Annotated in this window: 15 protein-coding genes, 1 tRNA gene and 2 pseudogenes; 13 read left to right on the forward strand and 5 right to left on the reverse strand. The window is 70.0% G+C overall.

What is annotated here, in order from left to right; genetic code table 11:
• Positions 1-444: 444 nt before the first annotated feature.
• From dnaN to ACGWYJ_RS14950, 8 genes are all read left to right on the forward strand, one after another.
• A complete protein-coding gene (dnaN, locus tag ACGWYJ_RS14915; RefSeq protein ID WP_395106564.1) occupies positions 445-1,587 on the forward strand; it encodes a DNA polymerase III subunit beta in 1,143 nt (380 codons plus the stop codon).
• 186 nt (positions 1,588-1,773) lie between these two features.
• Positions 1,774-2,781, forward strand: a complete 1,008-nt coding sequence (gene gnd, locus ACGWYJ_RS14920; protein ID WP_395106565.1) for a phosphogluconate dehydrogenase (NAD(+)-dependent, decarboxylating) — start codon at positions 1,774-1,776, stop codon at positions 2,779-2,781.
• 94 nt (positions 2,782-2,875) lie between these two features.
• Positions 2,876-4,000 (forward strand): DNA replication/repair protein RecF, encoded by a 1,125-nt coding sequence (gene recF, locus ACGWYJ_RS14925; protein WP_395106566.1) that lies wholly within the window; start codon positions 2,876-2,878, stop codon positions 3,998-4,000.
• A 289-nt stretch (positions 4,001-4,289) separates the two neighbouring features.
• Positions 4,290-4,604, forward strand: coding sequence for a DUF721 domain-containing protein (locus ACGWYJ_RS14930; RefSeq protein WP_285701028.1), 315 nt, complete (start codon positions 4,290-4,292; stop codon positions 4,602-4,604).
• Positions 4,605-5,152: 548 nt separating this feature from the next.
• A complete protein-coding gene (gene gyrB / locus ACGWYJ_RS14935; protein ID WP_395106567.1) occupies positions 5,153-7,102 on the forward strand; it encodes a DNA topoisomerase (ATP-hydrolyzing) subunit B in 1,950 nt (649 codons plus the stop codon).
• 223 nt (positions 7,103-7,325) lie between these two features.
• Positions 7,326-9,839: a DNA gyrase subunit A gene (gyrA, locus tag ACGWYJ_RS14940; protein ID WP_395106568.1), complete on the forward strand. Its 2,514-nt coding sequence runs from the start codon at positions 7,326-7,328 to the stop codon at positions 9,837-9,839.
• Positions 9,840-9,896: 57 nt separating this feature from the next.
• The gene (locus ACGWYJ_RS14945) at positions 9,897-11,066 is read left to right on the forward strand and encodes a DUF3566 domain-containing protein (RefSeq protein ID WP_395106569.1); all 1,170 of its coding nucleotides are present in this window, start codon (positions 9,897-9,899) and stop codon (positions 11,064-11,066) included.
• Positions 11,067-11,156: 90 nt separating this feature from the next.
• Positions 11,157-11,230 (forward strand) — tRNA-Ile (locus ACGWYJ_RS14950).
• Positions 11,231-11,608: 378 nt separating this feature from the next.
• On the opposite strand, the pseudogene ACGWYJ_RS14955 reads toward ACGWYJ_RS14950, so the two are convergent.
• Positions 11,609-11,881 (reverse strand): annotated as a pseudogene (locus tag ACGWYJ_RS14955) (SAM-dependent methyltransferase); the annotation flags it as partial.
• Positions 11,882-12,066: 185 nt separating this feature from the next.
• Positions 12,067-12,168: pseudogene (locus ACGWYJ_RS14960) on the reverse strand (excalibur calcium-binding domain-containing protein); the annotation flags it as partial.
• A 112-nt stretch (positions 12,169-12,280) separates the two neighbouring features.
• Here ACGWYJ_RS14960 and ACGWYJ_RS14965 point away from each other — a divergent pair.
• Complete coding sequence (locus ACGWYJ_RS14965; protein ID WP_395106661.1) at positions 12,281-12,517, forward strand: hypothetical protein; 237 nt, start codon at positions 12,281-12,283, stop codon at positions 12,515-12,517.
• Positions 12,518-12,994: 477 nt separating this feature from the next.
• Positions 12,995-13,792, forward strand: a complete 798-nt coding sequence (locus ACGWYJ_RS14970; protein WP_395106570.1) for a DUF4253 domain-containing protein — start codon at positions 12,995-12,997, stop codon at positions 13,790-13,792.
• Positions 13,793-14,328: 536 nt separating this feature from the next.
• Here ACGWYJ_RS14970 and ACGWYJ_RS14975 read toward each other — a convergent pair.
• Positions 14,329-15,078 carry a methyltransferase domain-containing protein gene (locus tag ACGWYJ_RS14975; RefSeq protein ID WP_395106571.1) on the reverse strand — a complete coding sequence of 250 codons (750 nt, stop codon included), beginning with the start codon at positions 15,076-15,078 and terminating at the stop codon, positions 14,329-14,331.
• A gap of 211 nt (positions 15,079-15,289) precedes the next feature.
• Between ACGWYJ_RS14975 and ACGWYJ_RS14980 the strand changes: the two genes are divergently transcribed.
• The 3 genes from ACGWYJ_RS14980 to ACGWYJ_RS14990 are packed head-to-tail and all read left to right on the forward strand — an operon-like array spanning position 15,290 to position 17,428.
• Complete coding sequence (locus tag ACGWYJ_RS14980) at positions 15,290-15,523, forward strand: hypothetical protein (protein ID WP_395106572.1); 234 nt, start codon at positions 15,290-15,292, stop codon at positions 15,521-15,523.
• Between the two features lie 52 nt (positions 15,524-15,575).
• Positions 15,576-16,376 (forward strand): AraC family transcriptional regulator, encoded by an 801-nt coding sequence (locus ACGWYJ_RS14985; protein WP_395106573.1) that lies wholly within the window; start codon positions 15,576-15,578, stop codon positions 16,374-16,376.
• A gap of 44 nt (positions 16,377-16,420) precedes the next feature.
• Positions 16,421-17,428: a DMT family transporter gene (locus tag ACGWYJ_RS14990; RefSeq protein WP_395106574.1), complete on the forward strand. Its 1,008-nt coding sequence runs from the start codon at positions 16,421-16,423 to the stop codon at positions 17,426-17,428.
• 439 nt (positions 17,429-17,867) lie between these two features.
• Here the strand turns inward: ACGWYJ_RS14990 and ACGWYJ_RS14995 are convergent, their stop codons facing one another.
• Complete coding sequence (locus ACGWYJ_RS14995; protein WP_395106575.1) at positions 17,868-18,740, reverse strand: aldo/keto reductase; 873 nt, start codon at positions 18,738-18,740, stop codon at positions 17,868-17,870.
• Entirely contained in the window at positions 18,737-19,627 is an 891-nt protein-coding gene (locus ACGWYJ_RS15000; protein WP_395106576.1) for an SDR family NAD(P)-dependent oxidoreductase, read from the reverse strand. The genes ACGWYJ_RS14995 and ACGWYJ_RS15000 overlap by 4 nt, the downstream gene beginning before the upstream one ends.
• Positions 19,628-19,685: the final 58 nt, after the last annotated feature.

Genomic DNA, 19,685 nt, shown 5'->3' on the forward strand with positions numbered 1-19,685 from the left:
CCGGCATCATGGGGACGGCTCCGTGGACAAGCTGAGGATTGCCTGGGGACGCGCTGGGGACGGAGCGCCCGGCGGCTCCGGCTCGGCGCGGTCTCCGGGGTGTCGGCCGGCGGATCCGCGGTGTCCGGCCGGAGAACCTGCGGAGAACCCGTGGATAACCGGGGGATGAGGTGAGGATGACGTGTGGGGACGGTTTCGCCATCCTCAGGCGGCGCCGCCGCGTCCACTCCGAACCCACAGCGCCGGTGGACAAAAACAGGTCATTCACCTGCGCGGACGTCGGATGTCCACACTGTCCACCGCCCCTATGACGAGTACTGCCTCTTGTCTCTACCCAAGAAAAGAACCATCTCAACTCAGGGCCTGGGGATCCCGTGTCCCGGGCGTCCCAAATGATCAGTTCCACCCAATCCGCGAACCGAAACCTTCAGGAGGCGGGTCCCCATGAAGTTCCGCATCGACAGAGACGCCCTCGCCGACGCCGTGGCGTGGACCGCCCGGACCCTTCCGGCCCGGCCGCCCGTGGCGGTGCTGGCCGGCATGCACATGGTGGCCGGGGGTGAGGGCAACGCGGACCGGCTGAAGCTGTCGGCGTTCGACTACGAGGTCTCCGCGCAGGTCGCCACGGAGATCGACGTGGAGGAGGCGGGAAGCGCCCTGGTGTCGGGACGGCTCCTGGCCGAGATCTCGCGCAGCCTGCCCCCACACCCTGTGGAGGTGACCACGGACGGCGCCAAGGTCATGCTCCGTTGTGGCAGCGCGAAGTTCACACTGCTCACCATGCCTGTGGAGGACTACCCGACACTCCCCCAGATGCCACCGGCCGCCGGTGCCGTGGGAAGCGACGAATTCGCGGCCGCGGTCAACCAGGTCGCCGTCGCGGCCGGTAAGGACGCGACCATCCCCATGCTCACCGGTGTGCGTGTGGAAATCGAGGGCGAGACGGTCACCCTGGCCGCGACCGACCGCTACCGGCTCGCCGTACGGGAGATGCACTGGAAGCCGGACCGTCCCGACTTCACCGCGGTGGCCCTGGTGCCCGCCAAGACCCTGGCCGACACCGCCAAGTCGCTGACCGCGGGCGCGGAGGTCTCCATCGCGCTGGGCGGCGCCGACGGCGCGGGCGAAGGGATGATCGGTTTCGAGGGCGGGGGGCACCGCACCACGTCCCGGCTGCTGGACGGCGACTTCGTGAAGTACCGCTCGCTGCTGCCCAGCGAGTACGCGGGCCTCGCCGAGGTCCAGACCGCGCCGTTCATCGAGGCGGTCAAGCGGGTGTCCCTGGTGGCCGAGCGGAACACCCCTGTACGGCTCTCGTTCAGCCAGGGAGAGGTCGTCCTGGAGGCGGGGACCGGGGATGAGGCCCAGGCCGTCGAGGCGCTTGAGGCGACGCTGGAGGGCGACGACATCGCGATCGCGTTCAACCCCGGGTTCCTGCTGGACGGGCTGGCGGCGATCGGCTCGGACGTGGCGCGGCTGTCGTTCACCACGCCCACCAAGCCCGCGGTGCTCACCGGCAAGCCTCCGCAGGAGGGTGAGAACCCCAGCTACCGTTACCTGATCATGCCGGTGCGGCTGTCGGGCTGACCCTTGGACCTGCACGGGTGCATGGTTCGCGCCGTAGGGGAGGATGTGGCGGACTATGCGGACACCCGTGCGGGTTGTCCACATTGGCTTCCGCTCCTGGGTTCGCACCGGACCCACACGGGACCACAAAGGCGGGCATTGCACGCGTAGGCGGCTGTTTGCGGGTACGCCTAGGCGCGATGCGGTGTGGGCCGCCCTGGGCGGGACGCCGACGATGTAGGGCACGCACGACGACGCGTACGGCGACGACGCCACGTACAGGGGAGAGAAGACATGGAGATGGGGATCATCGGCCTGGGCAGGATGGGCGGCAACATGGCCGATCGCCTTCGCCGGGGTGGTCACACGATCGTCGGTTACGACCATCATCCGGAGAACAGCGATGTCTCCTCGATGGAGGAACTGGTGGAGCGGCTGACTCCGCCCAGGACGGTGTGGCTGATGATCCCCGCGGGCCCGCCCACGCATAAGGCCATCCACAGGCTTGGGGAAATCCTCGAACCTGGGGATCTCGTCATCGACGGTGGCAACTCCCACTATGTGGACGACCAGAGGCACGGCGAGGAGCTGTCGGCCCGGGGGATCGGCTTCCTCGACTGCGGGGTCAGCGGCGGCGTATGGGGGAACAAGAACGGCTACGCCCTCATGGTCGGCGGCGACGAGGAAATGGTGAAGCGCGCCATGCCGATCTTCGAGACGCTCAAGCCCGAGGGCGAGTACGGCTTCGTGCACGCGGGGAAGGTCGGCGCCGGGCACTTCGTCAAGATGGTCCACAACGGCATCGAGTACGCGATGATGCAGGCGTACGGGGAGGGCTGGGAGCTGATCGAGGCCAGCGACCTGGTCACCAACGTGCCCGAGACGTTCCGCAGTTGGGAGCAGGGCACCGTCGTCCGTTCCTGGCTGCTCGACCTGATGAACCGCGCGCTGGCCGACGATCCCCACCTTGAGCGGCTGCGCGGCTACGCCAACGACTCCGGTGAAGGACGGTGGACCGTCCAAGCGGCGGTGGACCACGCCGTGCCGCTCCCCGCCATCACCGCCGCGCTGTACGCGCGTTTCGCCTCCCGCCAGAAGGACTCCCCCGCGATGAAGGTCGTCGCGGCCCTCCGCAACCAGTTCGGCGGCCACCCGGTCGAGGCCGCCAAGGGCGCCGACTCCCCCGGCGCCGACGTCAAGCCGCCCTCCCTGTAGTCCCTCGTAGTTCTCCGGGGGGCGCGCGGGTGGACTCTCGGTGGTCTTGGCCGTCAGGTACCGCGGGCCTGTAAAGGCTCTACCCTCGTGTCTCGTGCACGTCGCCCACCTTTCGCTGCAGGACTTCCGCTCGTACGCCTCCGCCGAGGTCGCGCTGGAGCCGGGAGCCACCGCGTTCGTGGGGCCGAACGGCCAGGGCAAGACGAACCTTGTGGAGGCCATCGGCTACGTGGCCTCGCACAGCAGCCATCGCGTGGCGACGGACGCCCCCTTGGTGCGCCAGGGGGCTCCCCGGGCGATCGTGCGGGCCGGGGTGGTGAAGGACGACCGCAAGGCCCTGATCGAGCTGGAGATCAACCCGGGCAAGGCCAACCGGGCGCGCCTCAACCGTTCGCCCGTCCCCAGGCCCCGCGAGATCCTGGGGATGCTGCGCACCGTCCTGTTCGCCCCGGAGGACCTGTCCCTGGTCAAGGGGGACCCTGGGGAGCGGCGCCGGTTCCTGGACGAGTTGCTGACGGCACGCGCGCCCAGGTTCGCGGGCGTCCGGTCCGACTACGACCGGGTTCTGAAGCAGCGCAACGCCCTGCTCAAGTCGGCGGCCGCGCACAGGCGATCCCCCGGACCAGAGGTGCTGGCCACCCTCGACGTATGGGACTCCCACTTGGCCCGTACGGGTGCGGAGTTGCTGTCAGCCCGGCTGGAGCTGGTGGCCGCGCTGCGCCCCCTGGTCGCCCGGTCCTATGCGGCGATCGCGCCTGGGAGCGACGTGGCGGGGCTTGTGTACAAGAGCTCCTTGGGTGAGACGAAGTTGTCCACAGACCGTGCACAACTCGCGGAGCAGATGCTCGCCGCCGTGGCGGAGACGCGGCGGCAGGAACTGGAGCGCGGGATCAGCCTCATCGGCCCGCACAGGGACGACCTCGTCCTTCGCCTGGGGGAGCTGCCCGCACGCGGCTATGCCAGCCATGGCGAGTCGTGGTCGTTCGCTCTGGGACTGCGGCTGGCGGCCTTCGATCTCCTGCGCGCGGACGGGGACGACCCAGTGCTGATCTTGGACGATGTGTTCGCCGAGCTGGACACGGGACGGCGCAGCAGGCTCGCGGAGATGGTGGCGCAGGCGGAGCAGGTCCTCATCACCGCGGCGGTGCCGGTGGACGTCCCGAAGGAACTGGCCGGCAACTCGTACACCGTTGCCGATGGGAAGGTGACCCGTGAGTGAGCGCACTCCCAGTCGGCCCTCGGACGACCCTTCGGGTGGCGATGATCCACAGGCTGTGTATAACTCCACCGATGCGGTGAATTACGCCGACGATGCGGCCGACTCCGGTAGGGACGACGGTAAGTCCGTCCCTTCGGGGAAATCGGGGATCGAGTTGGCTCGCGAAGCCCTGGCGCAGGCGAAGGCAGACGCCCGCAAGCGCGGCTCCGTACCGGGGCAAGGCGGAAAACGTAAGGGAGGCGGCCGACCCCTCGTGATACGGGAGCCCGGCCGTGGGGGCGATCCCAAAATGTTCGGGACGGCCATACGGGAGCTTCTGGCGTCCCGGGGCTGGGAGCAGCGCGCGGCCGTCGGAGGAGTCTTCGGCAACTGGCCCGGCATCGTGGGCCCTGAGCTGGCCGAGCACACCCGTCCCGAACGCTTCGAGGACGGCGAGCTGACGGTGGTCGCGGACTCCACCACGTGGGCGACGCAGCTCAGGTTGCTGGCGTCCACGCTGGTCAGGCGGCTGAACGAGGAGCTGGGGCACGGAACGGTCCGGAAGGTCAAGGTCGTCGGCCCGTCCTCGGGCCCCCGCCGCCCCGGAGGCTGGCGCGTCCGCTGATCGGCGCCCCGGGCCTCCGCGGCGACCCCGGAATCGCGGCCGGGCACGGCTCCGAAGCCACCGCCGGACACCCGGCGCCGGGCACCCTGCGTGATCGAATCGGCCCTCGGCGAACACGGAATGTCAGTGCCGTGTGACAGCGTTCATTCCGTACGACTGGACCACGCGCAGGAGGCGCTATGGACCGGCCACGCGGCGCGATCGGACGGCTGCGCGCGGCCATCGGGCGGCGCGGAACCGAGCCCGTCGGCCGACGGATGAACTTCGCGGACGAGCGCCCCGTAGGCCAGAGAACCCCCCCGGGCCTATGGGGGGTCACATCTCCTCGCCCGTCCGGCCGCCACACGCGCACACAGCGCTCGTCAGTGCCACTTTTTGGGCTACGAGCCGGTAGAATGAAATCGGGTTCAGGATGCTGTGCCGCCATGGGTCGCCCGGGTCTCTGGCCGACTGTCCAGAGCGAGAGGGGCGCCCATACGTGTGTTACGGGGCACACCGCGTTCTCCGACGAGCGCGGGCGACGGGCATCCCCGGCAGGAGGATCTCCTTTGGCGTACGACGCTAGTTCGATCACTGTCCTTGAAGGTCTGGAGGCGGTCCGCAAACGCCCGGGCATGTACATCGGCTCGACCGGCGAGCGGGGCCTGCACCACCTGGTATACGAGATCGTCGACAACTCCGTCGACGAGGCCCTGGCCGGGTATGCCGACGAGATCGTGGTGACGCTGCTGGCCGACGGCGGCGTCCGGGTGTACGACAACGGGCGCGGCATCCCCGTGGGCGAGCATCCGGTGGAGAAACGCCCCGCCATCGAGCTGGTGCTGACCACGCTGCACGCGGGCGGCAAGTTCGACGGAAAGTCCTACGCGGTGTCCGGCGGCCTGCACGGCGTCGGGTCGGCGGTGGTGAACGCGCTGTCGTCCCGGCTGGAGGCCGAGGTGCGGGTGGACGGCCACGTGTGGCGGCAGTCCTACACCTGGCGGGGCCCGGTGGCTCCGCTGGCCAAGGGCGAGCCGACGTCCGAGACCGGCACCACGATCACGTTCTGGCCGGACGGGACCATCTTCGAGACCCTTGAGTGGAACTTCGAGACCCTGTCCCGCCGCATGCAGGAGATGGCCTTCCTCAACCGCGGCCTGTCGATCTCCCTTGTGGACGAGCGTCCGGGCCACGGCGTGGGCGACGACGGCGAGCCGCGCGCCGTCCGCTACCACTACGAGGGCGGCATCGAGGACTTCGTCCGCTACCTCAACGGCAAGCGCGACGCCGTGCACGACTCGGTGATCTACTTCGGCGACGACACCGAGGGCATGTCCGTCGAGATCGCCATGCAGTGGAACTCCTCGTACGCCGAGTCGGTGCACACCTTCGCCAACACGATCAACACGGCCGAGGGCGGCAGCCACGAGGAGGGCTTCCGGGCGGCGCTGACGACGATCGTCAACCGCTACGCCAGGGAGCAGCGGCTGCTGCGGGAGGGCAAGGACGACAACCTCACCGGTGAGGACGTCCGCGAGGGCCTGACCGCGATCATCTCGATCAAGCTGGCCGACCCCCAGTTCGAGGGGCAGACCAAGACCAAGCTCGGCAACACCGAGGCCAAGTCGTTCGTCCAGAAGGCCTGCAACGAGCACCTGCGCGACTGGTTCGAGCGCAACCCCGGTGAGGCCAAGGAGATCGTCAACAAGGCGACGCAGGCGGCGCGGGCCCGGATCGCGGCCCGGCAGGCGCGCGACCTGACCCGCCGCAAGAGCCTGCTGGAGTCGACCTCGCTGCCCGGCAAGCTGTCGGACTGCCAGTCCACCGACCCCTCGGTGTCCGAACTCTACATCGTGGAGGGCGACTCGGCGGGCGGCTCGGCCAAGGGCGGACGCAACCCGCACTTCCAGGCGATCCTGCCGATCCGCGGCAAGATCCTCAACGTGGAGAAGGCGCGGATCGACCGCATCCTCAAGAACAACGAGGTGCAGGCGATCATCACCGCGCTGGGCACGGGCGTGCACGACGAGTTCGACATCAACCGGCTCCGCTACCACAAGATCATCCTGATGTCGGACGCCGACGTGGACGGCCACCACATCAACACGCTGCTGCTGACCTTGCTGTTCCGGTTCATGAAGCCGCTGATCGAGGCCGGCCACGTGTACCTGTCCCAGCCTCCGCTCTACAAGATCAAGTGGGACGCGCGGGGCCAGGACGCCGACTACGCCTACTCCGACCGCGAGCGCGACGCCATCATCGAGGCGGGCATCGCGGCAGGCAAGCGCGACCCGCGCCCCCGCGACCTGGTGCAGCGGTTCAAGGGTCTGGGCGAGATGAACGCCAGCGAGCTGTGGGACACCACCATGGACCCGGACAACCGGCTCCTGCTGCAGGTCACGCTGGACGACGCGGCCCAGGCCGACGAGCTGTTCAGCGTGCTCATGGGCGAAGAGGTGGAGCCGCGCCGCGAGTTCATCCAGCGCAACGCCAAGGACGTCCGATTCCTGGATATCTGAGGACCCGGCCGTTGAAGCTCCCAGGCATCGGAGTCCTCAGCCGACCGAAGGCGGCCGCGCCCTCCCGGGCACCCGAGCGCCTTCACCCGGGTGACGCGGCCGGCACGCCGGCCCGCATCCCGGCCGCCGTCCCGGGCGGTGCCCCGGGCGGGCGGCCCGAGCGGCGTCCCGGTCGGCACAGCCGGACTTCCTTTGCTTCCACTACTAGAAGAGGTCTTTGAGAGTGACGGACGTGACCACAGAGAGCGGGGGCCCGCCAGAGCGCATCGAGCCCGTCGACATCCAGGTCGAGATGCAGCGCAGCTACCTCGACTACGCGATGTCGGTCATCGTCTCGCGCGCGCTGCCCGATGTGCGCGACGGGCTCAAGCCGGTGCACCGCCGCGTGATGTACGCGATGTACGACGGCGGCTACAGGCCCGACCGCGGCTACTTCAAGTGCGCCCGCGTCGTCGGCGACGTCATGGGGAACTACCACCCCCACGGTGACTCGCCCATCTACGACGCCCTGGTGCGCCTCGCCCAGCCCTGGGCGATGCGGTACCCGCTCATCGACGGCAACGGCAACTTCGGCTCGCGCGGCAACGACCCCGCCGCGGCCATGCGGTACACCGAGTGCCGCATGGCGCCCCTGGCGATGGAGCTGCTGCGCGACATCGACAAGGAGACCGTCGACCTCTCCCCCAACTACGACGGCCGTTCCCAGGAGCCGGACGTCCTCCCGTCCCGCTACCCGAACCTGCTGGTCAACGGGTCGGCGGGCATCGCGGTCGGGATGGCGACCAACATCCCGCCGCACAACCTGCGCGAGGTCGCCGAGGGCGTCCAGTGGTACCTGGAGAACTACGGCGTCAGCGACGAGGAGCTGCTGGAGGCCCTGATCCAGCGGATCAAGGGCCCCGACTTCCCCACCCACGGCCTGATCGTCGGCCGTAAGGGCATCGAGGACGCCTACCGCACCGGCCGCGGCTCGATCACCATGCGCGCGGTCGTCGAGGTCGAGGAGATCCAGGGCCGCACCTGCCTGGTCGTCACCGAGCTGCCGTACCAGGTCAACCCCGACAACCTCGCGCTGAAGATCGCGGAAGGGGTCAAGGAGGGCAAGCTCGACGGGATCGCCGACGTCCGGGACGAGACCTCGGGCCGCACCGGCCAGCGGCTGGTGATCGTGCTGAAGCGGGACGCCGTCGCCAAGGTCGTCCTGAACAACCTCTACAAGCACACCCAGCTCCAGGAGACGTTCGGCGCGAACATGCTCGCGCTGGTGGACGGGGTGCCGCGCACGCTGCGCCTCGACCAGTTCGTCCGGCACTGGGTGGCGCACCAGATCGACGTCATCGTCCGCCGCACCCGGTTCCTGCTGCGCAAGGCCGAGGAGCGCGCGCACATCCTGCGCGCCCTGCTCAAGGCGCTGGACCGGATCGACGAGGTGATCGCGCTGATCCGCCGGTCGCCGTCGGCGTCGGAGGCGCAGAGCGGCCTGATGCGGCTGCTGGAGATCGACGAGATCCAGGCCCAGGCCATCCTGGACATGCAGCTGCGCAAGCTGGCCGCCCTGGAGCGCCAGCAGATCACCGACGAGTACGACAAGCTGATGGCGGAGATCGCCGACTACAACGAGATCCTGGCCTCGCCCGAGCGGCAGCGCACGATCGTCGGCGAGGAGCTGGCCCCGATCGTCGAGAAGTACGGCGACGAGCGGCGCACCCAGATCGTCCCGTTCGACGGCGACGTGTCGTACGAGGACCTGATCGCCGAAGAGGACGTCGTCGTCACCATCACCCGCGGCGGCTACGCCAAGCGCACCAAGACCGACCTGTACCGGGCGCAGCGGCGCGGCGGGAAGGGCGTGCGCGGCGCGCAGCTCAAGCAGGACGACATCGTCGACCAGTTCTTCGTCACCACGACGCACCACTGGATCCTGTTCTTCACCAACAAGGGCAGGGTGTACCGGGCGAAGGCGTACGAGCTGCCCGAGGGCGGCAGGGACTCGCGCGGCCAGCACGTCGCCAACCTGCTGGCCTTCCAGCCGGACGAGCACATCGCCCAGGTCATGGACCTGCGTGACTACGACGTCGCCCCGTACCTGGTGCTGGCCACCAAGAAGGGCCGGGTCAAGAAGACCGCCCTGGCCGACTTCGACTCCCCGCGCACCGGGGGGATCATCGCGATCAACCTGGTCGGCGACGACGAGGTGATCGCGGCCCGGCTGGTGTCCCCCGAGGACGACCTGCTGCTGGTCTCCACCGGCGCCCAGGCCATCAGGTTCCGCGCCGACGACGAGTCGCTGCGCCCGATGGGACGGGCCACCAGCGGTGTGATCGGGATGCGGTTCGACGGCGACCACGACGTCCTCAACATGCTCGTCGCCCAGCCGGACGGCGGGGCCGACGTCCTGGTGGCCACCGAGGGCGGCTACGCCAAGCGCACCCCGATCGATCAGTACCCTGTGCAGGGACGCGGGGGCAAGGGCGTGCTGACCGCTAAGATCGTGCAGACGCGCGGCCGGCTGGTCGGGGCGCTGATGGTGGGCCCGGACGACGAGGTGTTCGCGATGACCTCCAACGGCGGCGTCATCCGCACCACCGCCGCGGAGATCAAGCAGTCCGGCCGGCAGACCATGGGCGTCCGCCTGATGAACCTCGCCGAGGGAGACAGCGTGGTCGCCATCGCGAGGAACGTAGAGTCCATGGAGGAAGCGGACGCCGAGGTGCCCGGGGGGAGCGAGGGTGACTGACCACCCTGAGGCCGTCCCCGGGCAGCCTGGCGGCCATCCCTTAGGCCAGGAGGACACGTGAGCACCCAGCCCGGCAAGGACGAGGCCCGGCCTCCCGCCGGCCACACCGGTCAGGCGCCCGCCTCCGCCTCCGCCTCCGAACCGGCCCCGGGCTCCGCGCCCGGCTCGGCCACCGAGCCGGACCTGTCCTTGGCCGGGTCGGGGTCCGGCAAGGCCGTCGGCTCGTCCTCCGGTTCCGAGCCGGGCAGGACGGCCGGCGCGTCCGCCGCCACCTCCGAACGGGACGGGACGACCGTGGAGATCTCCGAGGCCGACGAGACCAAGGCCGACCTGCCCAAGATCGACGCCAACGCCGACAAGCCGGTGGTCTCGTCCGCGGCGGCGCCTTCGGCCGCTTCGGGCACCGGATCAGCGTCCGGCATCCCGCCGGTCAAGGACACGCCCTCGGCGCCGTCGTCCGATCCGTCCGCCGGGCGGCAGAGCTGGACGCCGTCGTTCCAGCCCGCCTCGTCGGCGTCCACCGATGGCGCCGAGGTGAAGGGCGCACCCGCGCCGCCTCGACCCGACGCTCACACTCCGGGATCGGGTGGTTACGGTTCCGGTAACTCCGGGCCGGGCATACAGGGTGCCATGAACGCCACCCCGGCCGGACCCGATCCCGCAGGTCAGAACCACGGCAATCCCGGCGCCCAGGCAGGCCAGATCCCGGGCACGGCCGCGCCCCAGCAGGCCGCGTCCGGCCCCGGCGGCGGGCAGTCCCGATTCGGGAGGGGCGGGCTCTCGGGCACCCTCCTGAAGAACAGGACGGCCAAGTTCGCGTCCGCCGCCAAGCCCACCGGCGGCGGCAAGACCGCGCGCAAGGCACAGCTGCAACTCGCCCGGCTGGAGCCCTGGTCGGTCATGAAGTTCAGCTTCGTGATGTCGCTGGTCTGCTTCATCGTGCTGCTCGTCGCCGTGACCGTCCTGTACGTGATCCTGTCCTGGCTGGGCGTGTTCTCGGCGATCACCGACACGGTGTCCGAACTGACCCGCCGCCAAGGCGAGACCACCGGCGGCCTCGACGCCGGAAGCTGGTTCTCCTTCGTCCGCGTCTTCAGCTACACGGTGCTGGTCGGGGCCCTCAACGTCCTGCTCATCACCGCCCTGTCCACGGTCGCGTCCGTCATCTACAACCTTGCCGCGGACCTGGTCGGAGGTGTCGAAGTCACCCTCAAGGAGGCCGAATGACCGGCCTCGTCCCCCTACCGACAATCGATTTCCGGTTGCCCCTCCCGATGGGGTAACCTCTCGTTGCGCCGCGAGACATCCGCGGCATCCGGGCCTGTAGCTCAGTCGGTTAGAGCGCATCGCTGATAACGATGAGGTCGGAGGTTCAAGTCCTCCCAGGCCCACCCGGATCGGACCCCTTTCCGAGGTCGAGATCGCAGAAGTGCCGTCCCCTTGTGTGGGAATGTCATAGGCGATCTTCGTCTCTCACCTTCCCTGTCACCCGTAGCCGGGACCTTAGCGGCGCGTCCAAAGACTTCTTTCACATTGCTGTCAGCGCGTCGAGGAGTTTCTGGCGCATCGCCGCAGCACGTGCAGGAGATACCGCCGACCCGTGCTGCGGATGTGGCCGAGCCGCTCGCGTCCACCGGGTGCCCGTACGGTCGATGTGTACGGACGCGTCGCCCCCAGCAGTGCTCGCGCATAAGTGTGCACCAAGGGACCGTTATCGACGCGGACGTGTGGGTTGGCGGCGTGCGCAAGGTCGAACCCTCGTCGGCGAGGCGGCGTACGGCGCGGATCAGGAACCGGCGGTTCTCCAACGCCGCAGTGGCCAGTTCCGGTGCGAGCGCCAAAACCTGCCTGGCCGCTTCCCGTCCGACCTGATAGTTGTCCTTGTTAGGCAGAGGGACGGTCGGGTGACGTCGAGGTCCCCTGGAGCCGGTCTCCGATGCCGACACGAAGTCGGGACCAGCGTCACGGCGTGTGCAAGACGCGTCGTGCCGGCACGCCAGGATGATCGCGCCCAGCCCGATCCGGCTGAGCAGCACGGTCACGTGCCTGCCCCAGGGGGCATGTGCGACGCGGCTTTTGGACTATCTCGGCGTCAGGACGTCACACGTGCGTCAGCTCTCACGTGACGCTCGGCTGATCCTCCGCCCTTGGGGTGGTCGTGACACTGGTTGATGGGGTTGGGGCGTGAAGGTGCTCCCGTCTTCGTTCGGGAGGGACGGCGGGTGGGTTATTCGCAGACCGTGCCGTCGCGGTCTCGGTCCTGGTACCACTCGTACTCAGGGTCGACGCCGTGGCGGTAGGGGCCCAGGCCCGCTCGCTTTGCGGCGGCGCAGGTGGGGTAGCGCGGGTCGAGGGCCGGTTTCGGCTTGGGGGCGCGTTTGGGTGTCCGGCGGGTTGTTGGGCGCTTGGTCTTTTTGGTGGGGGACGGGCTGGCTGTACGTGTGGGTGCCGGTTGGCTGGAGGTCTCGGTCGGCGACGGTGTCGATGGCGGCGACGAGGGGGTTGAGGGCGGTGCTGAGGGCGAGGCCGAGCTTGAGGCGGCGGCTCCGGTGCCTGCGGTCGTCGGGGTGGACGCCAACCCGATGCCGGTGATGCAGCCGCCCAGGCAGCCCAGCAGCAGGCAACCGGTGGCGATGGCCGCGACGGCGGGGCGGGAGACGCCCGGGTCACGTCGGTAGGGACGCGGGCCGGGCGGCGGTGGTCCGGGGGGTGGTCCGTACATGTTGTCGATCCCGTCTTGAGAGGCCGGTCCGGCGGGGGGCCCTGCCCTCTGGAGCGGGGGAGACGTTCGTGTGACGCTTGATGCCGGCGCGGCGGATTACACGTGGCGTGATGCGGCCAGTACGGGTCGCGGGGGGTGGGAGGATTCCGCTGAGGCTGGGGACAAGGTTGCGGATAGAAGGTGGACACCGCGCACGGGCTTCCCAGTGGATTGTGGAGGCGTGTTATCCACAGGCTGTGGATCGAGATCCACGCCAAGCCCCTTTGTGCAGGTCAGCCCGATGGGCATGGGGTGAGCTGCGGAGACGGTGGCGGGGACGGATCGGTGGACGAAGCGACGGGCGGGTTGTCCACCGTTGGGGATCGGCTTCATCCACAGGCGGTGCCGGCCGGATGGGCGGCGAGTGTCGGAGGGGAGCGCTAGATTGCGCGTCATGCCGATCGAGTCCCCCTTCTCCCGGTTGCCCGACGATCTTCCGGCGGGTGCGCCGGTGGAACCCGACCCCGTTTACCTCGATGAGGAGGAGTGGACGGGACCGGATTTCCTGTGGGTGTCGAACGAGCCCGCCGGTGACGCGGCCATGCACTGGATGCGGTTGTTCGAGCGCCGCGAGGAGACGGGGCTGTACCCGTTGCTGCTGAACACGCTCGACGGTGAGCCGGGTCGGCCGTGGCACGTCGGCGAGCTGTTCCCCAAACCGGTGGGGACGATCGACGTCCTGACCGCGAACGGGGTGCTGCGGCGCTTCTGGGACGCGGTCGCGCCCGAGCCCGAGGAGGACGGGGCCGATGACTTCCTCAGCGGTCCGTGGCCTGGGCTCGCGGCGGCCGGTGAGGGCGGCGAGGACCCGGACGTCGTGGCGCGGCGGATCGCCGAGACGTTGTCGATCGGCCGTGACTGGTTGCTCGGCCTGGTGCCGGCGGCCCGGGGCGCCGACACGCTGACCATCGTCGGATGGGACGGCCCCTGCAACCACACCAACCACACTCAGGAGATCTCGGCGGTGGTCCGGTCCTGGGAGGAGCGCTTCGGCGCCCGGGTGGTGGCGGTCGGGTTCGACGAGCTGAGCCTGTCGGTGGCGGCGCCTCCGGTGACGCCGGACCACGCGCTTCGGGTCGCGGCCGAGCACCTGGCGTTCTGCCCGGACAACATCTGGCAGGGGGTCGGCTCCCTTGAGGAGTACGCGAAGGGCCTGGTCGGCGCCGACCACTGGTCGTTCTGGTGGGATTGACGGCGAGCTTGTCCACAGGTTGTGGACAGGTGGGTGTGGTCCCATCTCACGGCGCACTCGGCTCGCGTTCCCGGCGGCTGTGGGTGCTTGATCGGTCGCACGGTGTTGATGTAGTTGGGGATGGGCGGTGGGTGACGGCGATCCACCGTTCCCGGGCGTTGTGGAGCGCGGTTGCCCACAGGGTGTGAACGAGGTGCGGCCGCACCCGAACAGCCACCGTGTTTCTGCTGGTCAGAGTCTTATCCACGGCGTGGATAACGGTGCGCGCCGGGTGAGGGAGAACTGTGGACGACTGTGGAGCCCGGTACCCACACGATGTGGGTCACGGTTATCCACAGGGTGTGGACGGCAAGGTTGCGGGAGGGACGGGAGCGAGGGCGCCCCGTGAAGGCACGGGACGCCCTTCCAGAGGGCCGATGGGACTGCCTTACTGGGGATTTCGCTGTGGAGACGTCCCCCGAACCGCCGTTCTGACGGGGCCTGAAAGGTGTGCGTCGCGTTACCCACAGCCTGTGGATGAAGCGGATCCCCGGCCGTCAGGGACGGGTTCCCGCGGCCATGAAGAACGGGACGGCGACGAAGAGCCGGTCGTTGCCGGCCCGGAGCCGCTGTTCGCCGAGCCACTCGTCGGCCTCCACGTCCGTGACGGCCTCCGCCTTCCGGCACGCCTCCACCGTGTCGGACACCAGCAGCATCGCCAGCTCACCCGTGAACACCGCCGTGTGGGCCTCGACCGTCACCTCCCGGAAACCGGCGTCGAGGAGCAGGCGGCGTTGCGCACGGGCCGCGCGCGGGTGCCGGACCTTTTCGGCACGGGCCTGGATGATGCGGCGCGTCAGCTCCGGCCTGTCCGAGTCGATCACGGTGGCCTCCCAGTCCTGGCCGAGCACGACGGCTCGCCCACCGGGGGCCAGGACGCGGTACGCCTCGGCGATCCCCTGGGCGGGGTCGGGAAGGGTGTGCAGCACCTTGTTGGCCCGGTAGCCCACAAGTTCCCCGTCCTTGAAGGGGAGCGCGCAGGCGTCCCCGACACGGACATCGAGATCCGGCCGGCGGCGGGCGGCCACTTCGATCATCTGCTCGCTGAGGTCGACGCCGATCGCGCGCACGCCTCGTTCGGACAGCTCGGCGACGGCGCGTCCGGCGCCGCAGCCCACGTCCGCCACGGGGCCGCCGGGACCGCCGGGAGGAAGAAGGAGATCGTACGATCGGGCTCGCAGCGCGGTGGCGTCGGGCCTGCCGTCGAACGCGTCGAGCATCTGTATCAGAACATCGGTCGCGGTCATGAGGGAATGCTGCGACTTCAAGTCGGCTTGAAGTCAACTCGTGGCGCGACGGTACGGTGAGGACACGCCACGCCGGGAGGTCCTGTGTTCCGACCGTCCGCCGGGCATACCGTAGGAGCCCGTGACCGAGGCGTTCCCGTCCGCCCGGGGAGCCGAAGAACCACCGACCGTTGCGAACACCAGTTCGAACAGGTGCTAGGGTCCTGGTCACATGGGGCACCTTCTCAACGAGCCGATCAGGGCCGAACACGATCCGGCGGGGCGGCTCACCGCGTACGAATGGCGGGGAGCGCGTTACGCCGTGGACGAGGTACTGAAGACCTACGGATCCTCTCCGGAGGCGCTCGTCTACCGGGTCAGGATCAACGGGGACGACGGGGTGGCGATCGCGGAGCTCAGCCGTGACGCCGATCGCTGGCGGATCCGGCACCTCTTCCCCGCCTGACCGAGCGGTCTGGACCCGGATCGGTGACGTCGGGGGCGTCCACCTGGATCTGATGACCGCGCGGATCGGCCGCCGGCACTTCGCGCCGCACGCGCACGAGGAGTACGCGATCGGCGTGTGCACCGACGGGCTCGAAACGATCCGTTACCGGGGCGAACGCCACCACTCCGGGCCAGGAAGCGTGGTCGTCCTGGAACCCGGCGAACCGCACACCGGCGGGCCCGCGGACGAACGCGGGTTCGCCTACCGCGTGCTGTATCCCGTTCCGGAGCTGCTGGCGGACGCGGTGCCGTCCCGTGAGGAGGGCGCGTTACCGCACTTCCGGGACGGGATCATCGACGACGGCCGGCTCGCGCGGCGGCTGTGGACGGCGCATCGCGTCCTGAGCCGTCCGGACGGGGACGCGCTCGCGGGCGAGTCGATGCTGCTCTCCGTGCTGGACGCGCTGGTGCGGCGGCATGCCGAACGGCCGTCCCGTCCGCACCGTGCGGCGATGCGCGAGAGCGAGGCCGTGTGGATCGCCCGTACGGTGTCGTCCCGGCTCGCGGACGAGCTGGTCGCGCCACCGGCGCTGGGCGAACTGGCCGCCGAGATGGGGGTGTCGCGTTACCGGGTGGTGCGTGGCTTCGGCGAGGTGATGGGGATGCCTCCGTACGCCTGGCTGGCGCAGCACCGGGTGACCCGTGCCCGTTCCCTTCTGGACGCGGGTCTGCGCCCGGCGGAGGTGGCGACACTCGTCGGGTTCGCCGACCAGGCGCACCTCACGCGGTGGTTCCGGCGCGTCATCGGTATCACGCCCGGCCAGTACCGCAACAGCGTTCAAGACGGGGCGCGGCCCGGCCCGCGAGACTGATCCCCATGCCGAGGCGGACGGTCTGGGCGTGAGAGGAGGACGGCGTGAGTCGGCGCGGCTGGGTGCTGTTCGCCCTGATGAGCGTGTTATGGGGCATCCCCTATCTGATGATCAAGGTGGCGGTGGAGGGCGGCATCTCGGTGCCCATGGTGGTGTTCGCGCGCACCGCGCTGGGCGCCGTCCTGCTGCTGCCGCCGGCCTTCTGGGGTGGAAGGGGACGCGGCACGCCGGCGGCGCTGCGGCGGCACTGGCGGATGATCCTCCTGTTGGCCACCCTGGAGATCCTCGGTCCGTGGGCGCTGGTGTCGGACGCCGAACGGCATCTGTCCAGCTCGATGACCGGGCTGCTGATCGCGGCCGTGCCGATCGTCGGTGTCGTCCTGGCGCGGGCGGCCGCCACCTGGAACGGACGGCGGCGCGGCGGATCGGGTCACGGCGAGGCGGACGCGGAGGTGGAGCGGCTCGGGGCCGGACGGTGGGCCGGGTTGCTGCTCGGTCTCGCCGGGGTCGCCGTGCTGGCCTGGCCGCATCTCGGCGGCAACGCCTGGTCGATCGGCGAGATCATGCTGGTGGTGCTCGGCTACTCGATCGCCCCGATGATCCTGGCGCGGCGGCTCGGGGACGTGCCGAGCCTGCCGCTGACCGCCGCCTGCCTGGCCCTGGCCGCGCTGATCTACGCCGGCCCGGCCGCCGCGACCTGGCCGGAGTCCGTTCCGGACGGAACGGTGCTGGCCGCGTTGGCCGGGCTCGGCGTGGTGTGCACCGCGCTCGCGTTCGTGATCTTCTTCGAGCTGATCCGTGAGGCCGGGACGTCCCGGGCGATGGTGTTCACCTACATCAACCCCGCGGTCGCGGTGCTGGCCGGGGTCCTGTTCCTGGACGAGCCGCTCACGGGCGGGATCGTGGGCGCGTTCGTCCTGATCCTGGGCGGTTCCGTGCTGGCGACCTCCCGCCGTGCCCAGGACCCGCCCGGCGGGACCGGCCGCCGGGACGAGCCCGGACCGGACGTCCAGGCGGACACCCTGGGGCGTGGAACCCCGGCGATCCAGTGACGGCCCGGATCATCGCCGTCCCGTTGTCGGTGAAGAGGAACGGCGCCGAGGAGTCGGTGGGCCGGTCGAAGTAGTTGTACCTGCCGTCCCCGTCCACCCTGAACTCGCCGACCACCGTGCCGGGACGGTCGTCGGCCGTGGTCAGGCGCATGGTGAACGAGCCGTCGAAGACGTACTCCGGTGGCCGTCCGGGGCGCCGCCGGGTTTCGGACGGCCGCGACACGGCAGAGGTCGCGGTGGGCCGCTGGGCGTCGATCGTCCATTCGCGGGTCTCGGCGCCCACGCGCGCGGTGACGCGGTGCGTGCTCTCACCCTGTACGTGACCATGTACGGGCCTCCCTTGTAGGGGCGCGGCCGTTGGACGGGGTCGGTCCGCCGGCCCGGATTATCGCGAACGGGACGCCGGATGTCGCCACCCCGTCCGCGGATCGACGCGCGCTCAGCCGGTGAGCTCCTCGAACTCGGTCATCTCCTCCGGGGAGAGGGAGATGGTCGCGGCGGCGACGTTGTCCTCAAGATGGGCGACCTTCGATGTGCCGGGGATCGGCAGCATCACCGGCGAACGGTGCAGCAGCCAGGCCAGCGCCACCTGCGCCGGGGTGGCGCCATGGCGGGACGCGACGTCGGCCACGGGCGAGCCCGGCTTGGCCAGGTCGCCGGTCGCCAGCGGGAACCACGGGATGAACGCGATGTCCTCCGCCTCGCAGTACTCCAGGACGTCCTGCGACTTGCGCTCCGTCAGGTTGTAGAGGTTCTGGACGGACGCGATGGGGGCGTGCTCGCGGGACGCCTTGATCTCGTCCACCGTGACCTCGGACAACCCGATGTGCCGGATCTTCCCCTCGTCCTGGAGGGCGCGGAGCTCACCGAGCTGGTCCGCCAGCGGCACCTTCGGATCGATCCGGTGAAGCTGGTAGAGGTCGATCCGTTCCAGCTTCAGGCGCCGCAGGCTCATCTCCACGCACTGCCGCAGGTACTCGGGACGTCCTACCGGCACCCACTTGCCCGGCGCGGTCCTGACGAACCCGCCCTTCGTGGCGATCACCAGCTCGTCCGGGTACGGGTGCAGCGCCTCGGCGATCAGGTCCTCGCTGACGTACGGGCCGTAGGCGTCGGCCGTGTCGATCAGGTCGATGCCCAGCTCGACCGCGCGCTTGAGCACCCGGATCGCCTCGCCGCGGTCCGCGGGCTCGCCCCACACGCCCGGCCCGGTGATCCGCATCGCCCCGAACCCGAGCCGGTGCACCGGCAGGTCGCCGCCGATGCGGTACACGCCGCTGTGGTGGGCGGGACGTTCGCCGGTCTCAGTCATCCGCTACCTCCAGTGTTGGCACGCGCACACCCTTCCCATTTGATCATCAAGGAAGGAGTGCCCGGACGCCGGGGGCGACGGCGGAGAAGGTCAGCGCTTGTGGCGCTGGCGGTCGGCGAGGTCCGGGTGACCCTGTCACCGCCGGCGCGTCGCTGGACGGCGGCCGCCATGGCCGGTGCGGCACCGGCGAGGAGCGCGCCCACGCGCATCGTCAGGGGCGCGACGTCGACCTCGGCGATGTTCTTCTCGACGGCCCGCACCGTCGCGCGCGCCACGTCCCGCGGAGAACGGGTGCCGACGCCTCGCGGAAGGGTCACCTGGGCCTCGGCGAACATGCCCGCGTCCCGGATGAAGCCGGGGAAGACGGTCGACACGCCGACGTTGTGCTCGCGCATGTCCTCACGCATCGCCAGCGCGAAACCGCGCATGCCGAACTTGGTCGCGTTGTAGAGCGCGGCGCGTCCCGACGCGGCCTTGCCGGAGAGGGACGAGATGAAGACGAGGTGCCCTCGGCGGCGGGCGGCCATCCGTTCACCGGCGGCCTTGGCCATGACGATGGGCGCGCGGAGGTTGACGTCCAGGGCCCGGTCGATCTCGGCGACGGAATAGTCGGCGAGCAGCCCGGACGCGGGAAGCGCCGCGTTCGCCACCAGGACGTCGATGTCGCCCGCCTCCTCCACGAGCCGCAGGGGCGCCTCCCGGTCGGTGAGGTCGGCGGTCAGCGTGGTCGCCTTTGCGCCGATCCCGTCCGCGAGCTCCTTCAGCACGTCGGCGCGGCGGCCCGTGAGCACCACGTCCGCGCCGCGCGCCGCGAACGCCGTCGCCAGCGCCTGGCCGATGCCGCCGGTCGCACCCGTGAGCAGAACCCTGGCGCCGCGAAGTTCCATGCCGGTGATGATGACACGGCAACCGCCCGAGATGTCGGGATCGTGCGACGCCCGTCCC

The sequence above is a fragment of the Actinomadura sp. SCN-SB genome (genome assembly GCF_043906805.1).
Lineage (GTDB): Bacteria > Actinomycetota > Actinomycetes > Streptosporangiales > Streptosporangiaceae > Spirillospora.

Bases quoted from the DNA above. Each gene is read 5' to 3' on its own strand.
- dnaN (WP_395106564.1), top strand. From the start codon at position 445: ATGAAGTTCCGCATCGACAGAGACGCCCTCGCCGACGCCGTGGCGTGG.
- ACGWYJ_RS14930 (WP_285701028.1), top strand. From the start codon at position 4,290: ATGTTCGGGACGGCCATACGGGAGCTTCTGGCGTCCCGGGGCTGGGAG.
- ACGWYJ_RS14970 (WP_395106570.1), top strand. From the start codon at position 12,995: ATGCCGATCGAGTCCCCCTTCTCCCGGTTGCCCGACGATCTTCCGGCG.
- ACGWYJ_RS14975 (WP_395106571.1), bottom strand. From the start codon at position 15,078: ATGACCGCGACCGATGTTCTGATACAGATGCTCGACGCGTTCGACGGC.
- ACGWYJ_RS14980 (WP_395106572.1), top strand. From the start codon at position 15,290: ATGGGGCACCTTCTCAACGAGCCGATCAGGGCCGAACACGATCCGGCG.
- ACGWYJ_RS14985 (WP_395106573.1), top strand. From the start codon at position 15,576: ATGACCGCGCGGATCGGCCGCCGGCACTTCGCGCCGCACGCGCACGAG.
- ACGWYJ_RS14995 (WP_395106575.1), bottom strand. From the start codon at position 18,740: ATGACTGAGACCGGCGAACGTCCCGCCCACCACAGCGGCGTGTACCGC.
- ACGWYJ_RS15000 (WP_395106576.1), bottom strand. From the start codon at position 19,627: ATGGAACTTCGCGGCGCCAGGGTTCTGCTCACGGGTGCGACCGGCGGC.